The sequence below is a fragment of the Fictibacillus sp. 7GRE50 genome, assembly GCF_015903875.1.
Lineage (GTDB): Bacteria > Bacillota > Bacilli > Bacillales > Fictibacillaceae > Fictibacillus > Fictibacillus phosphorivorans.
Genome location: NZ_JACZDW010000003.1, coordinates 463072 through 482582, shown reverse-complemented (window position 1 = coordinate 482582; position 19511 = coordinate 463072). Strand labels below are relative to the sequence as shown.

The window sequence follows — 19511 nt, the reverse complement described above, 5'->3', positions numbered from 1 at the left end:
AAGAATTGGGTATCAAAGAAAACAAAGAACATATCTTTAATGAAATTCAAAGAGCATGCCAGAAAAAAAACAGGTCTTCAAAGGGCGTTAATTTAATCGCAGTGACGAAATATGTGAGTAATGAAACAACAAAAGACGCTGTTTTAGCAGGTATTGAACATATTGGTGAAAACAGGATAGAAGGATTATTATCCAAAAAAGAATTTCTGAAAGATCTACCTGTTAAATGGCACTTTATCGGAACTTTACAAACAAGAAAAGTAAAAGATGTTATCGATCACGTGGACTATATTCATTCATTAGACCGTTTGAGTTTGGCGAGTGAGATTCAAAAACGAGCAGACAGAACCGTTTCTTGCTTTGTACAAGTTAATGTAGCCGAAGAAGATTCCAAACATGGTTTACCAGTAAAAGATGTAGTGGCTTTTGTCGATAAATTAAAAGACTACGATCGTATTCAGGTTGTCGGGCTTATGACTATGGCACCTTTTACTGAGGATGAAACCTTAATCAGAAACGTGTTCTCAACATTAAAGCAACTTCAATTGGAGATACAGAACCTAAAATTGGTTCATGCTCCTTGTACAGAGCTATCTATGGGAATGTCTAACGATTTTTCGATTGCTGTTGAAGAAGGTGCAACATTTATTAGAATAGGGACGAGTTTAGTAGGAAAAGAATTCTAGGAGGTGGAACAGATGGGAATCAAAACAAAATTCAAGCGCTTTTTTGATCTAGAAGATGATTATGAGTATGAAGATGATTATGAGGAAGAAGCAATGCCTGAAGAAGAAGAAATCACACCTTCTCATACGAAAAAAGGTAAACCGAACGTAGTCAGTCTTCAAAGTATTCAACAACAAGTAAAGGTTGTACTCGTAGAACCTCGTGTATATGCGGAAGCACAAGATATCGCAGATCAATTAAAAAATCGACGAGCTGTTGTTATGAATTTGCAAAGAATTCCGCATGATCAAGCAAAAAGAATCGTAGACTTTTTATCAGGGACTGTTTATGCAATCGGTGGTGACATTCAAAAGTTAGGACCGAATACATTTTTATGTACTCCTGAAAATGTTGACGTTTCTGGAACGATTTCAGAAATGATGGAAGAAGATTAAATCAGGCAGGTGAAAATTATTGAATATGATCTATGCAGTTGAAGACGTAGTACTAACTCTTATTCAAATCTACTATTACATGATTATCGGGTACATACTATTATCTTGGTTTCCTAACGCTCGTGAGTCATCCATCGGTCAAGTGATCGCAAGACTCGTTGAACCGTATCTAGCTCCTTTCCGAAAGATTATTCCACCTCTTGGCATGATTGACCTTTCGCCGATCGTAGCTCTAATGGCACTGCACTTTGCTCGTTTTGGAGTAGCTGCGATTGCAGATATGATTGCTCGTTCGATATAGGTCTTATTATGAGCATCTATCAGCATTACAGACCAGAAGAGCATGAATTTGTGGATCGTGTTTTAAACTGGAAGTCTGAGGTGTTGGAAAGGTATAGTCCAAGGCTGACTGACTTTCTTGATCCACGAGAACAAGAAATCGTAAAAACAATCGTTGGAAACGATACAGAAGTTCGCCTCTCTTTATGGGGAGGCTCTTCTTTTTCTGAACGGAAAAGAGCATTGATCTATCCTGATTACTTTGAAGTTCAAAACGATGATTTTCAATTAGTCTGCTACGAAATTCAATATCCCGCTAAATTCTCCACCATCGAACATAGAGATGTTTTAGGGGCTTTGATGAACATCGGCGTTAAACGGGGGAAGTATGGTGATATTTTAATTTCAGGAGATCGTGTTCAGTTCATATGTGCGACAGAGATCGCTGGTTTTATCGAGTTAAACTTAACGAAAGTCGGAAAGACAGGTATTAAGTTACATACGATCCAAGAAAACGAATTGACAGAAGTAAAGACTGAATATAACGAAAAGAGCGGGACTGTGTCCTCTCTAAGACTAGATGTTATTGTCGCCGAAGTGTACAACCTATCTCGCGCAAAAGCATCTCCCTTGATTCAACAAGGACGGGTTAAATTAAATCATAAGATCGTCGACCATGTTTCCACTGAAATGATGGAAGGTGATGAGCTCTCAGTTAGAGGATTCGGCAGGAGTAAGCTCATCGCGATTGAGGGAACAACAAAGAAAGAAAAGTGGCGTATTCGTTACGGACTATTAAAATAATTTCCTTAAATAGAAGGAATGACAGAAAATTTGTCGAAATTAGGTAAAAAATAATGCATCTATGGAGGTGGCCGTTGTGCCTTTAACACCACTGGATATTCATAACAAGGAATTCACAAGAGGTTTCAGAGGTTATAGTGAAGATGAAGTGAATGACTTTTTAGACCAAGTCATCAAAGATTATGAAACAGTGATCCGAGAAAAGAAAGAACTAGAGGAAACGGTAGAGAACCTTGAAGAAAAGATCTCATATTTTAAAAACATTGAGGAAACTCTAAATAAGTCGATTCTGATTGCTCAGGAAACTGGCGAAGAAGTTAAGCGCACAGCAACGAAAGAAGCTCGCTTAATTGTAAAAGAAGCAGAAAAAAATGCCGATAGAATCATTAACGAGTCTCTATCTAAATCTCGAAAGATCTCAATGGAAATCGATGAATTAAAGAAACAGTCTTCTGTTTACCGAACACGTTTCAAAATGTTGATTGAAGCTCAACTTGAAATGTTAAAGAATGACGACTGGGATTCTTTGAATGCACCTGATAATCTTGAAGGCTATGAACTTCAAGAAGTAAAGTCGTAAGCTTGACATTACTTTGAAAAATCGCATATACTTTTCTAAGATTAATATGTGACGAAGACGGGGACAGTAAATTACTTTTATCTATTCAAGCGATCTAGGAAATGGTGCGAGCCTAGTATAGAGATGTATTTGAAAATCACCCCTGAGTTCCTGGACTGAAAAAAAGCAGTAAGTTCAGGCGCTTCATCCACGCTACGGATGACTAAGTGGGTTTCGTGTTATGTCATGAACCTATTAGGGTGGTACCGCGGGATAACCTTCTCGTCCCTACTGTTAACATGCAGTAGGGGCGAGAAGGTTTTTTTGTTTTAACACGGTACTTTTGGTCATCTGTCACGTTTTATCGTAATGAAGGAGGAAAGATGATGAATTATAAAGACACGTTATTAATGCCGAAAACAGAGTTTCCGATGCGAGGAAATCTGCCTCAAAGAGAACCTGTTGTTCAAGACAAATGGAAAGAACTAGACATCTACAAAATGGTGTTAGAAAATACAAAGGATTTACCTCCGTTTATTCTGCATGACGGACCACCCTATGCAAACGGTGATATCCACATCGGGCACGCAGAGAATAAAATTCTAAAAGATATCATCGTGCGCTTTAAATCAATGACAGGACACTATGCTCCTTATGTTCCCGGTTGGGATACTCACGGGCTGCCGATTGAAACTGCACTAACGAAAAGCGGTAAAGTAAAACGCAAAGAACTAACTGTTGCAGAGTTCCGTAAGCTTTGTGAAGAGTATGCGCTTAAACAAGTCGATCATCAGCGTGAGCAGTTTAAACGTCTAGGTGTTCGTGGTGATTGGGAAAACCCATATATCACGTTAGATAAAGGGTACGAAGCTCGACAGATCGAAGTATTTGGTGAAATGGCCAAAAGAGATTTAATCTACAAAGGTCTAAAACCAGTATATTGGTCTCCTTCATCTGAATCTGCATTAGCAGAAGCAGAGATTGAGTACCAAGATAAAAGATCAGCTTCTATCTATGTAGCGTTTGATGTGAAAGATGGAAAAGGTGTTCTTGATGCAGATGAGAAACTTGTAATCTGGACTACGACGCCATGGACGATTCCAGCAAACTTAGGAATCTCAGTTCATCCAGAATTAGATTATGTTTCCGTTCAAACTGAAAATGGTAAGTATGTTGTTGCTGAAGCATTATTAGAATCACTAACGAAAGAATTTGAGTGGGACCAAGCCGAAGTAGTGAAACGCTTTAAAGGTGCTGACATTGAGCATGCAGTAGCTAGTCATCCTTTATATGACCGTGATTCATTAGTCATGCTGGGCGACCATGTAACAACGGATGCAGGTACTGGGTGTGTTCATACAGCTCCTGGTCATGGTGAAGATGACTTTTTAGTTGGTAAAAAATACGGTCTAGAAGTATTGTGTCCAGTTGATGACAGAGGTGTTATGACGAAAGAAGCACCTGGATTTGAAGGTATGTTCTATGATGAAGCGAATAAGCCGATTACTGAACAATTACAAGAAAAAGGTGCTCTTCTAAAGCTTTCATTCATCACACACTCTTATCCACATGATTGGAGAACGAAAAAACCGGTAATCTTCCGTGCAACGGCTCAATGGTTTGCTTCGATCAAAGGAATCCGCGAAGATATGCTTTCTGCGATTGAAGAAGTAAATTGGGTTCCGAATTGGGGCGAAACACGTTTACACAACATGATCAAAGATCGTGAAGACTGGTGTATTTCTCGTCAAAGAGCTTGGGGTGTTCCAATTCCAGTCTTTTACGGTGAGGATGGTGAAGCAATCCTTACAGAAGAAACGATTAGTCACGTAGTAGAATTGTTTAGAGAGAATGGATCAAACATTTGGTTTGAAAGAGAAGCAAAAGATCTCCTTCCGGAAGGATTTACTTCACCTCATAGCCCGAATGGCCGTTTCTCAAAAGAGACGGATATCATGGACGTTTGGTTTGATTCAGGTACATCTCACTGGGGTGTTCTTGAAGAGAGAGAAAATTTAGTAAGACCTGCTGATCTTTACCTTGAGGGATCTGACCAATATCGTGGATGGTTTAATTCTTCACTTTCTACATCTGTTGCAATCACTGGTAAATCTCCTTACAAAGCAGTCTTAAGCCATGGTTTCGTTCTCGATGGAGAAGGACGTAAGATGAGTAAGTCAATTGGTAATACACTAGATCCGATCAAGGTGATGAAGCAGCTAGGTGCAGATATCATCCGTTTATGGGTATCTTCTGTCGATTATCAATCAGACGTACGTGTATCAGACGATATTTTAAAACAAGTTGCTGAAGTATACCGTAAAATCAGAAATACACTTCGTTTCTTGTTAGGTAACCTGCATGGTTTTGATCCGAATAAGCACTCTGTGAAGTTTGAAGATATGCCAGATCTAGAAAAATACATGATGGTAAAACTTGATAAAGTAGTAGCTAAAGTGAAAAAAGCTTACGAGGACTATCAATTTATCACGGTATATAATACGATTCATAACTTCTGTACAATTGAGTTAAGTTCATTCTATTTAGATATGGCAAAAGATACTCTATACATCCAAGCAGAGGACGATCATAAACGCCGCAGCATTCAAACGGTGCTTTATCAATCATTAATGGCACTTACTAAACTATCTGCTCCTGTTCTTTCTCACACGGCTGATGAAGTATGGGAATACATTCCAGGTGTTGATGAAGTAAGTGTTCAATTAACTACAATGCCAGAAGTGCAGAACTACCAAGGTACAGAAAAGCTTGAAAAAGACTGGGATGTATTCATGGATGTTCGTGACGAGGTATTAAAAGCACTTGAAGAAGCAAGAAGCCAAAAAACAATTGGTAAATCACTAACGGCTTCAATCACACTTTATCCGACCGAAGCTTTAAAACCATGGTTAGAATCAGTAGAAGATTTAAACAAACTCTTTATTGTTTCTAAAGCTGTAGTAGGTGGAGTGAAATCAGAAGCTCCTGAATCTGCAGGAGTATATGAGCATGTTGCTGTTTCAGTTAGCTCTGCAGAAGGTGAAACATGTGAACGCTGCTGGGTTGTTTCTGAAGATGTTGGGAAGAACGAGAGCCATCCAACACTTTGTGCAAGCTGCGCAGATATCGTTGAAAAGCACTACGCTTAATTGTTTTCGTATTCATTGTTGTTCTTTGAAAGTGGTTGATTTCCGTTTCAGATGCTCGCTTTCCGCGGGGCAGGCGGTGAGCCACATTCGTACGTTTCACGTATAAGTGTCTCACTTGCCTACCTGTCCCGCAGGAGTCTCGCATCTTCCACTCCAATCAACTTGTCAGAGAAGTGAATAAACTAACATCATTCCACTGTTTAGAAAGTATGAATTTAAAAAATCCCGCATTTTGCGGGATTTTTGTTTGTTATGGTGTACTTCATTGATGTTAGACACAAATTAAATTGTAGAACGTCCGATGGCTGTGCTACAATTCATAAAGACATTAATTTCTGTATCGGAGGAGTTCTATTGTTTTATTATCTTGTAGCTTTGTTCATCTTGGTAATTGACCAAGTGACAAAGTGGCTAATCGTAAAGAATATGGAATTAGGGCAATCTATTCCTGTTATTGATCAAGTATTCTACATAACCTCTCACCGAAACAGGGGAGCAGCTTTTGGTATCCTCCAAGATCAGCGATACTTTTTTATCATTATTACCGTTATTGTTGTAGGTGCAGTAGTTTATTACCTACAAAAACACGCACATGATACACTCCTTAAAACGGCGCTTGCTCTCGTATTAGGGGGAGCTATTGGTAATTTTATCGATCGTTTGCTTCGCGGAGAAGTTGTTGATTTTCTGAATGTTTACATCGGCAGCTATGACTTCCCGATTTTTAATGTGGCTGACTCAGCACTCGTAGTAGGTGTTGGTTTGATTTTTATTCAAAGTTTTATGGAAAGCAAAAAGAAGGAGCCAGAAAATGAACAAATTTGAATATACGGTAACTCCTGAACAAGCAGGAAACCGTATTGATAAAGTTTTGTCTGATGTACAGGATGATTGGTCACGTTCACAGATTCAAAACTGGATCAAAGATAAGATCGTATTGTTAGAAGGAAAACCCGTAAAGTCTAATTATAAATGTGCCGCTGGTGATGTGATCGAGATTGAAATCCCAGAACCAGAAGTACTAGATGTTGTTCCAGAAGAGTTGAATCTGGATATCGTGTATGAAGATTCTGATGTGCTTGTTGTAAATAAGCCTCGTGGGATGGTCGTACACCCTGCACCTGGCCATTACAGTGGAACACTAGTCAACGGACTTATGGCACATTGTAAAGACCTATCTGGAATCAATGGTGTACTTCGTCCTGGTATCGTGCACCGGATAGATAAAGATACATCTGGTCTATTGATGGTGGCAAAGAACGATAAGGCTCATGAATCACTTGTTGATCAGCTTAAAGCAAAAACAACAACACGTGTTTATAAAGCGATCGTTCATGGAGTGATGCCACATGACCAAGGTACGATCGATGCACCGATCGGAAGAGATAAAAGTGATCGTCAAAAAATGACGGTAACAGATGAAAACAGCAGAGATGCTGTTACACACTTTAACGTGATTAAACGTTTTACAAATTACACATTTGTAGAGTGTCAGTTAGAAACAGGACGTACGCACCAGATTCGAGTTCATATGAAATATATTGGATTCCCATTAGCAGGAGATCCAAAGTACGGTCCCTCAAAGACTTTGCAAATTGAAGGTCAAGCGCTTCATGCACAAACTCTAGGATTTGATCACCCAACAACAGGTGAATATATGGAGTTTGAGCGTGAAATACCTGCTGATATGGTTGAACTATTAGATCTATTAGAGAAAAGAAGTTGACAAACGTTTAAGGGTTTGTCATAATCAATGTAACTTAAATAGTCCTTTAACTTTAGTCCCGTGAGGCTGAGAAGGAAACGTTATTCATGAGAATTCTTTTTTAGAATTTCTCTATCCTCTCGTCATGTGACGGGAGGATTTTTTTTGGAATTAACGGTTAAAGGCAACAAGATTTAAAGGAGGGTTTGTTATGTCAAAGACAGTATTAATGGATGACCAAGCAATCAGAAGAGCACTTACTCGAATCGCGCATGAGATTATCGAGCGTAATAAGGGAGTTAAAGACATCGTATTAGCTGGCATAAAGACCCGTGGTGAATTTCTTGCAAAGCGTCTTGCTGAACGCATCGAACAGATCGAAGGAAATGCTGTTTCAGTAGGTGTCATTGATATCACATTGTACCGAGATGATCTTAAGATCAAAACGGACAATTCTGAACCCGAAGTAAAAGGAACGGATATTCCGGTTGAAGTGACAGACAAAAAGATAATCTTAGTAGATGATGTTCTTTATACTGGTAGAACTGTAAGAGCGGGAATGGATGCCATCATGGATCTAGGACGAGCTTCTAATATACAGCTTGCGGTCCTCATTGACAGAGGACATAGAGAGCTTCCGATTCGAGCAGATTATGTTGGAAAGAATGTTCCAACATCGAGTGAAGAAATTATCTCCGCGTCTTTAATAGAAGTAGATGGATTTGATGAAGTATCTATTTCAACAACTAAATAAGTCCCTTTAAATTCAGTCCAGAGAGGCTGGCAAGGGAGGTATCAATCAAGTGACACGACTCGTGTACACTTGTGCCTCCGCGGCCTCTTTTGCAAAATGCAGAAGAGGTTTTTTTATTGCAAGTGTAACCCATACACCTTTGCAAAAATAAGTGTTACGAAACAGGAGGTCAATAGTTATGGAAAACCAAACAAAAGCGATTTTAGATGTACATGATAAACCATCACCCGTTCAGTGGTTAACGTTAAGCCTGCAGCACTTGTTCGCAATGTTCGGCGCAACAGTGCTAGTACCATTCTTAGTAGGTCTTCATCCAGGTGTAGCCCTCGTATCAAGTGGACTTGCAACGTTAGCTTATCTCTTAGTAACAAGAGGACAAATTCCTGCTTATCTCGGATCAAGTTTTGCTTTTATCACACCGATTTTAACGGTAAAAGCTTTTGGAGGACCAGAAGCAGCCATGCTAGGAAGCTTTTTAGCGGGTTTGGTTTACGGAGTGGTAGCTCTTTTGATCAAAGGGTTCGGTTTTAAGTGGCTGATGAGAGTGTTGCCACCTGTAGTAGTCGGTCCGGTTATCATCGTGATCGGTTTAGGATTAGCAAACGTAGCAGTAGGTATGGCGATGAACGATCCGGCAACAGAAAAATATAGCTTGATGCACTTTACGGTAGCTTTATTTACTCTCGCAGTAACAATCGTTTGCTCGATATTCTTTAGAGGAATTTTAGGAATCATCCCGATTCTGATTGGAATCATTGCTGGCTTTACCTTTGCATACTTCAGAGGAATCGTAGATTTTACGAAAGTAGCAGAAGCAAAATGGATACAGGCACCGGATTTCTTCGTACCTTTTGTAAACTATACACCTGACTTTACTTGGAGCATCGCAATGATCATGATGCCGGTTGCCGCGGTAACGATCGCAGAACATATCGGACATCAGCTCGTGCTTTCAAAAGTAGTCGGACGAAACTTTATTGAAAAGCCAGGACTTCATCGCTCGATCTTAGGCGATGGTATGGGGGTTATCATCGGCTCTTTAATCGGAGGACCTCCCGTAACAACGTATGGTGAAAATATAGGGGTGTTAGCGATCACTCGCGTATACTCGGTCTTCGTGATCGGAGGAGCAGCAGTAACAGCGATTCTGTTCGGATTCTCTGGAAAAGTAACAGCACTGATCAGTACGATCCCAACTGCTGTTATGGGAGGAGTTTCAATCCTATTATTCGGAATCATCGCTTCATCAGGTTTACGAATGTTAGTAGACAACAATATCGATTTTGGAAACAAAAGAAACTTGATCATCTCATCCGTTATTTTAGTAACAGGTATTGGTGGAGCAGCATTAAAGATTAATGCAAACTTTGAAATTGCCGGGATGGCATTAGCAACTCTTATCGGTATCGTTTTAAACCAAGTGCTCCCTGGACGAGAGAATGACAAAGATCTGATTAACAAAATGTTCAAAACAAACGATAACGACACAGCTGCATAAAACGCCTTTTAAATAAGTACGAGAGACTTAAAAGGGTGACGACAAGAGAGGAACCATTTTCTTCTTCTGTTAAGAGCATCCTGCAAACTTTTTCAGGGTGCTATTTTTATGTCAAAAGGAGAGATTAGGATGAACCATTTACTAACAATGAATGAGTTATCGATTGAAGACATTCAATTCATAATGAGAAAAGCAGAAGCGTTTAAAAGCGGAAAGCAAGATGAGATCTTCAAGCAAAAGTTGATCGCGAATTTATTTTTTGAGCCAAGTACAAGAACAAGGTTCAGCTTTGAAGCTGCAGAATACAGACTTGGCATGAAACCTTTAAACGTGGAAGTGAACGGCTCCTCCGTGCAAAAAGGAGAGACGCTTTACGATACGTTACGAACGCTAGAGGAAATAGGCGTGGAAGCATTTGTTATCAGGCATCCTGAAGATCGCTATTTCGACGGCTTAGCTGAAAAAATAAATGTTCCGATCATCAATGCTGGTGATGGCTGCGGCAATCATCCGACTCAATCTTTGTTAGATCTAGTAACGATACAACAAGAATTTATTGTACTGCAGGGATTAACAGTTGTCATCGTAGGTGACATCCTACATAGCCGTGTGGCTCGGTCAAACGCTGAAGTCTTGCGGAAGATGGGAGCTAGAGTATTATTTTCAGGACCTGAAGAATGGTTTGTAGACGAATGGAAAGAAGACTTCATCCCAATTGATGAGGCAGTCGAACTAGCTGATGCACTTATGATGCTCAGAATTCAACACGAAAGACATAGCACTTCCATGAATCTCGCGAAAGAAGATTATCATCAGCAATATGGTTTAACGGTTGAAAGAGAAAAAAGGATGAAAGCACACAGCATTATCATGCACCCAGCCCCTGTAAATCGAGGCGTTGAAATCGCAGATGAACTTGTTGAGTGTGAACGCTCAAGAATATTTAAGCAAGTACAGAATGGTGTTTTTATTCGAATGGCGGTATTGAGATGGGCATTGAATACGAATCAGGAGGCTATTAACGATGAGCTACTTATTAAAAAACGCTAAGATCCTTGACGGAAACAACAATCTTATCCACAGAGATATCTTAATTGTAAATAACGAAATTCAAAAGGTAGAAAAAGATATAGCGATTGAGGGTCATGAAGTACTTGATGTAGAAGGAAAATTAATAACACCAGGATTTGTAGATCTACATGTTCACTTAAGAGAGCCTGGTGGAGAACATAAAGAGACCATTGCAACAGGTACGAAAGCTGCAGTGAAAGGTGGATATACAACTCTTGCTGCGATGCCAAACACGCGACCAGTACCAGATAGCAGAGAAACATTAGAGCTTGTACAGAGTAAGATCAAAGACACGGCAAGCTGCAGAGTACTTCCTTACGCATCGATCACAACGAGACAGATCGGGAGTGAACTTACAGACTTTGAAACTCTTCTCGCGGGTGGCGCATTCGCTTTTACGGATGATGGTGTAGGAGTGCAGTCAGCTGGAATGATGCTTAGCGCGATGAAGGAGGCAAAACGCCATGGTGCTGTTATCGTAGCACATTGTGAAGACAATACGCTCCTTCCTAAAGGAGGCGCTTTCCACGAAGGTGAGTTTACGAAAAAAGAAAGTCTGCCTGGAATTCCATCCGTTAGTGAATCTGTGCACATCGCACGTGATGTATTACTCGCTGAAGCGGCAGATGCTAGATATCACGTTTGTCACGTGAGTACGAAAGAATCAGTTCGAGTCATTAGAGATGCGAAACGAGCAGGAATTAAAGTTACTGCAGAAGTCACGCCTCATCATTTGATTTTAAGCGATAAAGACATTAAGGCAAACGATACAAACTATAAGATGAACCCACCTTTAAGAAGTGAGGCTGATCGAGAGGCATTAATAGAGGGACTTAAAGATGGCACGCTCGACTTTATCGCAACAGACCATGCTCCACATAGTGAAGAAGAGAAAGCACAGAATGTTGAACTTGCACCTTTTGGAATCGTAGGATTGGAAACAGCTTTTCCTCTTCTTTATACAGAGCTTGTTGTGAAAAAGAAACGATTCACACTGCAAGAACTTGTAGACAAGATGACGAAAAAGCCTTCTGAAAGCTTTAATCTGTCATATGGCAGACTTGAAGAAGGTTCACTTGCAGATCTTACAATCATCGATCTAGAAAAAGAAGAAACAATCAACGCTAACGATTTTGTATCTAAAGGGAAAAACACACCGTTTGACGGTTGGAGCTGTAAAGGGTGGCCGGTTGCAACCATTTTTAGTGGGAAACTTGTTTATCAACGAGAGGAGAGCTTAGTATGAAACGCTACTTAATTTTAGAGGATGGAACGATTTTTACCGGATTGGCTTTTGGTTCACAACGTGAATCAAGTGGTGAGGTAGTATTCACAACAAGTATGACAGGATATCAAGAAGTAATGACTGATCCTTCATACTGTGATCAAATTATCTGCTTTACGTATCCACTAGTGGGGAACTACGGAATCAACCGGTCAGATTATGAATCGATCCGTCCTGCAACGAGCGGGATCATTGTGAATGAACATGCTGAGTTTCCCAATCATCATGAAGGCATGCAGTCTTTAAGCAGCTGGCTGACAGCAAAAGATATTCCAGGTTTATATGGAATTGATACACGCAAACTCACAAGAAAAATTCGACAGCACGGAACCCTAAAAGGTAGAATGACAAACTCTATTGAAAATGCTGAAGAAGTGATAAAGAACTTGAATGCAGAAGAACGAATTACCAATCAAGTGACAAAAGTATCAACAAAAACACCATATCACTTACCGAACAGCGGTTATCGAGTAGTGGTCGTAGATTTTGGAGTGAAAAGCGGAATGTTAAGGGAGCTTTCTAGACGATTATGTGATGTGATCGTTGTTCCACATAACACATCTGCAGCTGATATTATCCGCCTTCAGCCTGATGGTGTACTTTTGAGCAACGGACCTGGAGATCCAAAAGATGTGCACTCAGGAATAACGATGATTCAAGAGCTTTTAAATCATAATATTCCAATCTTAGGAATCTGTTTAGGGCATCAGCTATTAGCTCTGGCAACTGGTGCTGATACCGAAAAGCTGAAGTTCGGACACCGAGGTTCTAACCATCCGGTAAAAGATCTTGAGACTGGTAAAATTGCGCTCACTTCACAAAACCATGGTTATGCAGTAACTGAAGCGTCTCTACAGAACTCAGAGCTCGTTCTAACACATATAGCGGTAAACGATGGAACAGTTGAAGGGTTAAAACATAAAGTGAAGCCAGCGTTTTCTATTCAGTATCATCCAGAAGCATCGCCAGGACCACAAGATTCGAATCCGATCTTTGATGATTTCATGAACATGATAAAAACAACGAAGAAAGAAGGTTTGATGCAATATGCCTAAACGACATGACATCCGAAAAATTTTAGTGATTGGTTCAGGACCAATCGTGATTGGACAAGCTGCAGAATTTGATTACGCTGGTACACAAGCTTGCCAAGCTTTAAAAGAAGAAGGATATGAAGTTGTTTTAGTAAACTCAAATCCTGCAACAATCATGACTGACCCTAATATGGCGGATAAAGTTTACATCGAACCATTAACTCTTGAATTTGTATCGCGCATCATACGTCAAGAACGTCCTGATGGACTGCTTGCTACGTTAGGTGGCCAGACAGGTTTGAATCTCGCCGTTGAACTTTTCAACTCAGGTGTCCTCGAGGAATACAACGTGGAACTGTTAGGAACAAAACTTCCTTCCATTCAGCAAGCGGAAGACCGAGATTTGTTCAGAGAACTTATGAGAGAGTTGAACGAGCCAGTTCCTGAGAGTGCAATCGTTCATAACATGGAAGAAGCTAGAGCATTCGTTAATGAGAACGGTTTTCCGGTAATCATTCGCCCAGCGTTTACACTTGGTGGAACGGGAGGCGGAATCGTAACAAATGAAGAAGAGTTCTTAGAGATTACGCCATCTGGGTTGCATGCGAGTCCTGTAGGTCAAGTATTGATCGAAAAGAGTATCGCAGGATTCAAGGAAGTCGAATATGAAGTGATGCGTGATAAGAATGACACGGCGATCGTTGTGTGTAACATGGAAAATATCGACCCGGTAGGAATTCATACAGGTGACTCAATCGTAGTAGCACCTAGCCAAACACTTACTGACAGAGACTATCAACTGTTACGAAACGCATCTTTAAGAATTATAAGAGCTCTAAAAATCGAAGGAGGCTGTAATGTACAGCTTGCTCTAGATCCTGACAGCTCTCAATATTATGTGATCGAAGTAAATCCGCGTGTAAGCCGCTCATCTGCTTTAGCTTCTAAAGCGACAGGATATCCGATCGCCAAATTAGCAGCAAAGATTGCAGTAGGATACACGCTAGATGAAATAAAAAATCCAGTGACGGGAACCACGTATGCATGTTTTGAGCCGGCACTTGATTATATCGTTTCGAAGATTCCAAGATGGCCGTTTGATAAGTTTGAAGGAGCGAACCGTAAGCTTGGAACACAGATGAAAGCGACCGGAGAGGTTATGGCGATCGGACGCAACTTTGAAGAGTCTCTTTTAAAAGCTGTACGATCTCTTGAAATTTCAGCTTTCCACCTTGATGTGAAAGAGAAAAACCTAACTGAATCTGAAGTACAAGAAAAAATCTTGAGAGCAGATGATGAAAGGTTGTTCTACATCGCTGAAGCCTTGAGAATGGGAATTACAGTAGAACAGATACATGAATGGACAAAGATTGATTATTTCTTCTTAGAAAAGCTCCATGGAATCATCCTTTTAGAGAAACGAGTAAAAGAGCGTAAGAAAGATGAAGTCATCTTAAAGAAAGCAAAAGAAAAAGGATTTAGCGATCGCTGGATTGCAGAAGCTTGGGAAATGGACGAGTATGAACTATATCAGTTCAGATTGAACGAGAGAATCAAGCCAGTCTTCAAAATGGTTGACACGTGTGCAGCAGAGTTTGAATCCGCTACACCTTATTATTATGGAACTTACGCAGAAGAAGATGAATCAATCATTACAGACAAAAAGAGTGTGGTCGTTCTTGGATCTGGTCCGATCAGAATCGGACAAGGCATTGAGTTTGATTATGCGACCGTGCATACGGTGTGGGCGATTCAAGAAGCAGGGTATGAAGCGATCATCATCAATAACAATCCAGAAACGGTCTCTACGGACTTTAGCATGTCAGACAAACTTTATTTTGAACCGTTAACAGTAGAAGATGTAATGCATGTGATCGATCATGAAAAACCTGAAGGCGTTATCGTTCAATTCGGTGGACAAACAGCGATCAATCTCTCAGAAGAGCTTGAGAGAAGAGGGATTAAGATCCTCGGGACATCTCTAGACAGCATGGACCTAGCTGAGGACAGAGAGCGCTTTGAACAAGTGATGAAACAGCTTGAAATTCCGCAGCCGGCTGGAAAAACGGCGTTCTCTGTTAAAGATGCCGTGGCTATCGCGAACTCAATCGGATATCCTGTACTCGTTCGTCCTTCATACGTGCTTGGCGGAAGAGCAATGGAGATCGTGTACCAAGAAAGCGAGCTTCTTCAGTATATGGAGAACGCTGCTAGAGTAAATCCTGAACATCCGGTATTAGTCGATCGATATCTTGAAGGAAAAGAGATCGAAGTAGACGCGATCTCAGACGGGAAAGATGTTTTCATCCCAGGAATGATGGAGCATATAGAGCGTGCAGGTGTTCACTCTGGAGATTCTATCGCAGTCTATCCTCCGCAAACTTTGCCTGAAGAGATCAAGCAGAAGATCATTGACAGAACGATTTCAATCGCGAAAGGTTTAAAGATCATCGGACTTTTGAACATCCAGTTCGTTTGGCATAAGAATGAAGTGTATGTACTTGAAGTGAATCCACGCTCAAGCCGAACAGTGCCATTTTTAAGTAAGATAACAGGTGTACCGATGGCTAACGTCGCTACAAAAGTCATACTAGGTGAGAATCTAGTTAGTCAAGGCTATGAAACTGGTTATCAGAAGGAAACAGATGAAGTCTCGGTTAAGGTTCCTGTGTTCTCGTTCGCAAAACTGCGTCGTGTGGATACGTATTTAGGGCCTGAGATGAAATCAACTGGAGAAGTAATGGGAAGAGATAAGAATCTTCAAAAAGCACTATACAAAGGCTTGATCGCATCGGGTATGAAAATTCCAACGCACGGAACTGTACTCTTTACCGTAGCAGATAAAGACAAAGAAGAAGCACTTGAGATGGTAAAGAGATTTTACGAGATCGGTTACACAATCATGGCAACGGAAGGAACAGCGAGCATTATTGAACAAGAAGGAATCCCAGTCAATGTCGTTGGCAAGATCGGATCAGAAGGGAGAAATCTTCTAGATGTTATTCGTAAAGACGAAGCACAGTTTGTCGTTAACACGTTAACAAAAGGGAAGATACCTGCGAGAGATGGATTCCGCATTCGAAGAGAATGCGCAGAGAACGGAGTCGTATGTTTGACAAACTTAGATACTTCAGTCGCTCTATTAGAAGTACTTGAGTCCATCTCGTTCTCAGCACATGCACTTTCAGCATTCACAAAAAAAGACAAGGTGCTCGTATGAAGAAGCACTTGTTGAACATTACATCAAATATAGAGATCGCTAGAAATATATTTGAGATGAAATTGACTGGCCCTGGTGTAGGCAGCATGACTACACCTGGTCAGTTTCTCCATGTCTCTGTAGGAAATCAATCTTCAAAACTATTGCGCCGCCCCCTTTCGATCTGCGATGTAGATTTAGAGAGAAAAGAAGTAACACTTTTGTACAGAGCACAAGGTGAAGGTACGAAACAGCTCAGTCACAAACATGAAGGTGAAGTTGTAGATGTATTAGGTCCGCTTGGTAACGGATTTGAACTTGCTGAAATGGATAAAAACAAACATGCACTGCTCATCGGGGGAGGGATTGGTGTACCACCTCTATACTACCTTGGTAAGCATCTTAAGAAAAAAGGAATAGAAGTAACATTTATTCTAGGTTATCAATCGATTGAAGACAGCTTTTACATCGAAAAGTTCAAAGAAATCGGAGAAACCATCGTGACTACTGTTGATGGATCTCTTGGAATAAAAGGCTTTGTGACAGACGCGATGATGAACGTTGTTGAAAATGAACCTGTCATCTATTCTGTTGGACCGGCGATCATGCTAAAAGCAGTAGAAGAGAGAGCGGTTGGTCTTCGGGGATATCTTTCATTAGAAGAACGAATGGGTTGTGGGATTGGCGCTTGTTTTGCCTGTGTATGTCCAACTGAAACGAGAGAATCAGGATATGTAAAGATCTGCAGTGATGGACCGGTATTTAAGATGGGGGAGGTTGTATTATGAGTAGGCTGCATGTTTCATTGCCAGGATTAAATATGAAAAACCCTATTCTTCCTGCATCAGGCTGTTTTGGATTCGGAAAAGAATATGCTAAGTGGTATGACCTAAGTGTACTAGGTGGTATTACGATTAAAGCAGCTACTCTAGAGGGACGTTTCGGCAATCCTACCCCTCGAGTAGCTGAAACAGAAAGCGGAATGTTAAACGCTATCGGCCTTCAAAACCCAGGTGTATTGAAAATTTTAGAAAATGAAGTTCCGGCTTTGGAGCCTTATAACATACCGATACTAGCTAATATTGCAGGATCTACTGAAGAAGAGTATATCGAAGTGACAAGGCAGATCTCATCCTCGCCTCAAGTGTCTGCTGTAGAGCTAAATATATCGTGTCCGAACGTGAAAGAAGGCGGGATCCAGTTTGGTACTCACTACAAATCTGCGGCAGATCTGACAAGAAAAGTGAAAGCCGTATCAAAAAAACCAGTATATGTGAAGCTCTCGCCCAATGTCTCAAACATCGTAGAGATGGCACAGGCAGTCGAAGAAGCGGGCGCTGATGGTCTTTCGATGATCAATACACTAGTTGGAATGAAATTAGATTGGAGAACGGGTAATCCGATATTGGCAAATAAGACGGGTGGACTTTCAGGACCCGCAATAAAACCTGTAGCTATCCGGATGATCTATGAAGTAAGCCAAAAGATATCACTACCGATTATCGGTATGGGTGGAGTAAGCACAGCTGAAGATGTTCTTGAGATGATGTCTGCTGGTGCATCTGCTGTTGCAGTCGGTACAGCAAACTTTGTGAATCCATACGTTTGTCCTGAGATCATAGAGCAACTTCCAAAGCTGCTAGATGAGATTGGCGTAGAAAATATTAGTGAGATGACAGGAAGGAGTACAAAGCAATGGAAAACCCCGTTATCATCGCGTTAGATTTTAAGAATGCCGATCAAGCCAAATCCTTTTTATCAAGCTTTGAAGGACAATCTCCTTATGTAAAGGTAGGTATGGAGCTTTTTTATGCGGAAGGACCTCCTTTTATTAAATGGTTAAAAGAAAAAAACTTTCGCATCTTCTTGGATTTAAAACTACATGACATACCAACAACTGTTCATAAAGCCATGAAGGTCATCGGTGGACTGAACATTGACATGGTGAATGTTCATGCAGCAGGTGGAACTCATATGATGAGAGCTGCTAAAGAAGGTCTACTAGCAGCTGGTGCTCATCATACAAAATTAATTGCCGTTACACAGCTTACAAGTACAACAGAAAAAGTATTAAACGAAGAGCTCTTAATCAAGAATGTTGATATGAAAGAGTGTGTAGCTCATTATGCAGAACTTGCTAAAAAGGCAGGATTAGATGGTGTCGTTTGCTCCGTGCAAGAAGCTATGAAGATCAAGGATGTTTGTGGAAAGAACTTTTTGACTGTTACTCCAGGCATTCGTCCGAGCGGCTCTGATACACATGACCAAGCTCGAGTTGCGACACCAAGAGAAGCTTCGTTAAAAGGCTCAGATTATATGGTGATCGGCAGAAGTATCACACAATCAGAAACACCCGTTACAACTTATTCTGAAATATTAAATGAATGGAGAGATAGTCATGAAAACAACAACTTCCCAACATTTGCTTAACATTGAAGCCGTAACTCTGTCGCCTGAACATCCATACACGTGGTCCTCGGGGATGAAGTCTCCCATTTATTGTGATAACCGGTTGATTATTGCATATCCAGAGATTCGTACACAAGTAGCAGGAGAGCTTTCCGCGTTAATAGAGAAGCATTACCCGGAAGCTGATCTTATTGCCGGAACCGCAACAGCAGGTATTCCTCACGCGGCATTTGTAGCTGATCAGATGGAATTACCGATGTGTTACGTAAGATCTAGTGCGAAGGCTCATGGAAAAACGAATCAGATCGAAGGGCTAACGAATAAAAGCAAAAAGGCAGTAGTGGTTGAAGATCTTATCTCAACTGGCAAAAGTTCGATTCAATCGGTACTTACTCTTCGTGAAGCAGGGATCGAAGTGCTCGGTGTTGTAGCCATTTTTAGTTATGGTCTGCAAAAGGCAGATGTAGAACTCGGTGAGTTGGATATTTCTTTTCAAACCGTAACAAACTTTAGTACATTAATAGAGGAAGCACAAGAAAGCGGAAAGATAAGTGACCAAGGGCTTTCTTTATTAAAAGAATGGCAACAAGACCCAGAACACTGGGGAGCTGCCTCTTTTTCCAAATAGTTTCTTAAGGAGATTA

18 protein-coding genes and 1 other annotated feature are annotated in these 19511 nt (G+C 40.7%); all 18 genes read left to right on the top strand.

Annotation, left to right across the window (positions count from 1 at the left end; all coding sequences use genetic code 11):
* The first annotated feature begins 5 nt into the window (after positions 1–5).
* A complete protein-coding gene (locus tag IHV12_RS13620) occupies positions 6–686 on the top strand; it encodes a YggS family pyridoxal phosphate-dependent enzyme (RefSeq protein WP_197191196.1) in 681 nt (226 codons plus the stop codon).
* Between the two features lie 12 nt (positions 687–698).
* Positions 699–1121 carry a cell division protein SepF gene (locus IHV12_RS13615; RefSeq protein WP_144700902.1) on the top strand — a complete coding sequence of 141 codons (423 nt, stop codon included), beginning with the start codon at positions 699–701 and terminating at the stop codon, positions 1119–1121.
* A gap of 25 nt (positions 1122–1146) precedes the next feature.
* Positions 1147–1422 carry a YggT family protein gene (locus IHV12_RS13610; protein ID WP_231618205.1) on the top strand — a complete coding sequence of 92 codons (276 nt, stop codon included), beginning with the start codon at positions 1147–1149 and terminating at the stop codon, positions 1420–1422.
* Positions 1423–1430: 8 nt separating this feature from the next.
* Positions 1431–2204 carry an RNA-binding protein gene (locus IHV12_RS13605; RefSeq protein ID WP_197191195.1) on the top strand — a complete coding sequence of 258 codons (774 nt, stop codon included), beginning with the start codon at positions 1431–1433 and terminating at the stop codon, positions 2202–2204.
* 76 nt (positions 2205–2280) lie between these two features.
* Entirely contained in the window at positions 2281–2784 is a 504-nt protein-coding gene (locus IHV12_RS13600) for a DivIVA domain-containing protein (protein ID WP_197127662.1), read from the top strand.
* 45 nt (positions 2785–2829) lie between these two features.
* Positions 2830–3056: a binding site (T-box leader), on the top strand.
* Positions 3057–3149: 93 nt separating this feature from the next.
* Entirely contained in the window at positions 3150–5912 is a 2763-nt protein-coding gene (gene ileS / locus IHV12_RS13595) for an isoleucine--tRNA ligase (protein ID WP_197191349.1), read from the top strand.
* 354 nt (positions 5913–6266) lie between these two features.
* Positions 6267–6737, top strand: a complete 471-nt coding sequence (lspA, locus tag IHV12_RS13590) for a signal peptidase II (protein ID WP_197191194.1) — start codon at positions 6267–6269, stop codon at positions 6735–6737.
* The gene (locus IHV12_RS13585; protein ID WP_197191193.1) at positions 6724–7638 is read left to right on the top strand and encodes an RluA family pseudouridine synthase; all 915 of its coding nucleotides are present in this window, start codon (positions 6724–6726) and stop codon (positions 7636–7638) included. Before lspA ends, IHV12_RS13585 begins: the two co-directional genes overlap by 14 nt.
* A gap of 190 nt (positions 7639–7828) precedes the next feature.
* Positions 7829–8371: a bifunctional pyr operon transcriptional regulator/uracil phosphoribosyltransferase PyrR gene (gene pyrR / locus IHV12_RS13580; RefSeq protein WP_197127665.1), complete on the top strand. Its 543-nt coding sequence runs from the start codon at positions 7829–7831 to the stop codon at positions 8369–8371.
* A gap of 178 nt (positions 8372–8549) precedes the next feature.
* On the top strand, positions 8550–9869 hold the full coding sequence (locus IHV12_RS13575; protein ID WP_197127666.1) for a solute carrier family 23 protein: 1320 nt from the start codon (positions 8550–8552) through the stop codon (positions 9867–9869).
* Between the two features lie 129 nt (positions 9870–9998).
* The gene (locus IHV12_RS13570; RefSeq protein ID WP_197191192.1) at positions 9999–10919 is read left to right on the top strand and encodes an aspartate carbamoyltransferase catalytic subunit; all 921 of its coding nucleotides are present in this window, start codon (positions 9999–10001) and stop codon (positions 10917–10919) included.
* Complete coding sequence (locus IHV12_RS13565) at positions 10894–12186, top strand: dihydroorotase (RefSeq protein ID WP_197191191.1); 1293 nt, start codon at positions 10894–10896, stop codon at positions 12184–12186. Before IHV12_RS13570 ends, IHV12_RS13565 begins: the two co-directional genes overlap by 26 nt.
* Positions 12183–13280 (top strand): carbamoyl phosphate synthase small subunit, encoded by a 1098-nt coding sequence (locus IHV12_RS13560; protein ID WP_197191190.1) that lies wholly within the window; start codon positions 12183–12185, stop codon positions 13278–13280. The genes IHV12_RS13565 and IHV12_RS13560 overlap by 4 nt, the downstream gene beginning before the upstream one ends.
* Positions 13273–16479, top strand: coding sequence for a carbamoyl-phosphate synthase large subunit (carB, locus tag IHV12_RS13555; protein ID WP_197191189.1), 3207 nt, complete (start codon positions 13273–13275; stop codon positions 16477–16479). The genes IHV12_RS13560 and carB overlap by 8 nt, the downstream gene beginning before the upstream one ends.
* On the top strand, positions 16476–17246 hold the full coding sequence (locus IHV12_RS13550) for a dihydroorotate dehydrogenase electron transfer subunit (protein ID WP_197127671.1): 771 nt from the start codon (positions 16476–16478) through the stop codon (positions 17244–17246). Before carB ends, IHV12_RS13550 begins: the two co-directional genes overlap by 4 nt.
* Positions 17243–18181, top strand: a complete 939-nt coding sequence (locus tag IHV12_RS13545; protein ID WP_197127672.1) for a dihydroorotate dehydrogenase — start codon at positions 17243–17245, stop codon at positions 18179–18181. Before IHV12_RS13550 ends, IHV12_RS13545 begins: the two co-directional genes overlap by 4 nt.
* The gene (pyrF, locus tag IHV12_RS13540) at positions 18154–18888 is read left to right on the top strand and encodes an orotidine-5'-phosphate decarboxylase (protein ID WP_197191188.1); all 735 of its coding nucleotides are present in this window, start codon (positions 18154–18156) and stop codon (positions 18886–18888) included. Before IHV12_RS13545 ends, pyrF begins: the two co-directional genes overlap by 28 nt.
* Positions 18857–19495 (top strand): orotate phosphoribosyltransferase, encoded by a 639-nt coding sequence (pyrE, locus tag IHV12_RS13535; RefSeq protein WP_197191187.1) that lies wholly within the window; start codon positions 18857–18859, stop codon positions 19493–19495. Before pyrF ends, pyrE begins: the two co-directional genes overlap by 32 nt.
* Positions 19496–19511 lie beyond the last annotated feature (16 nt).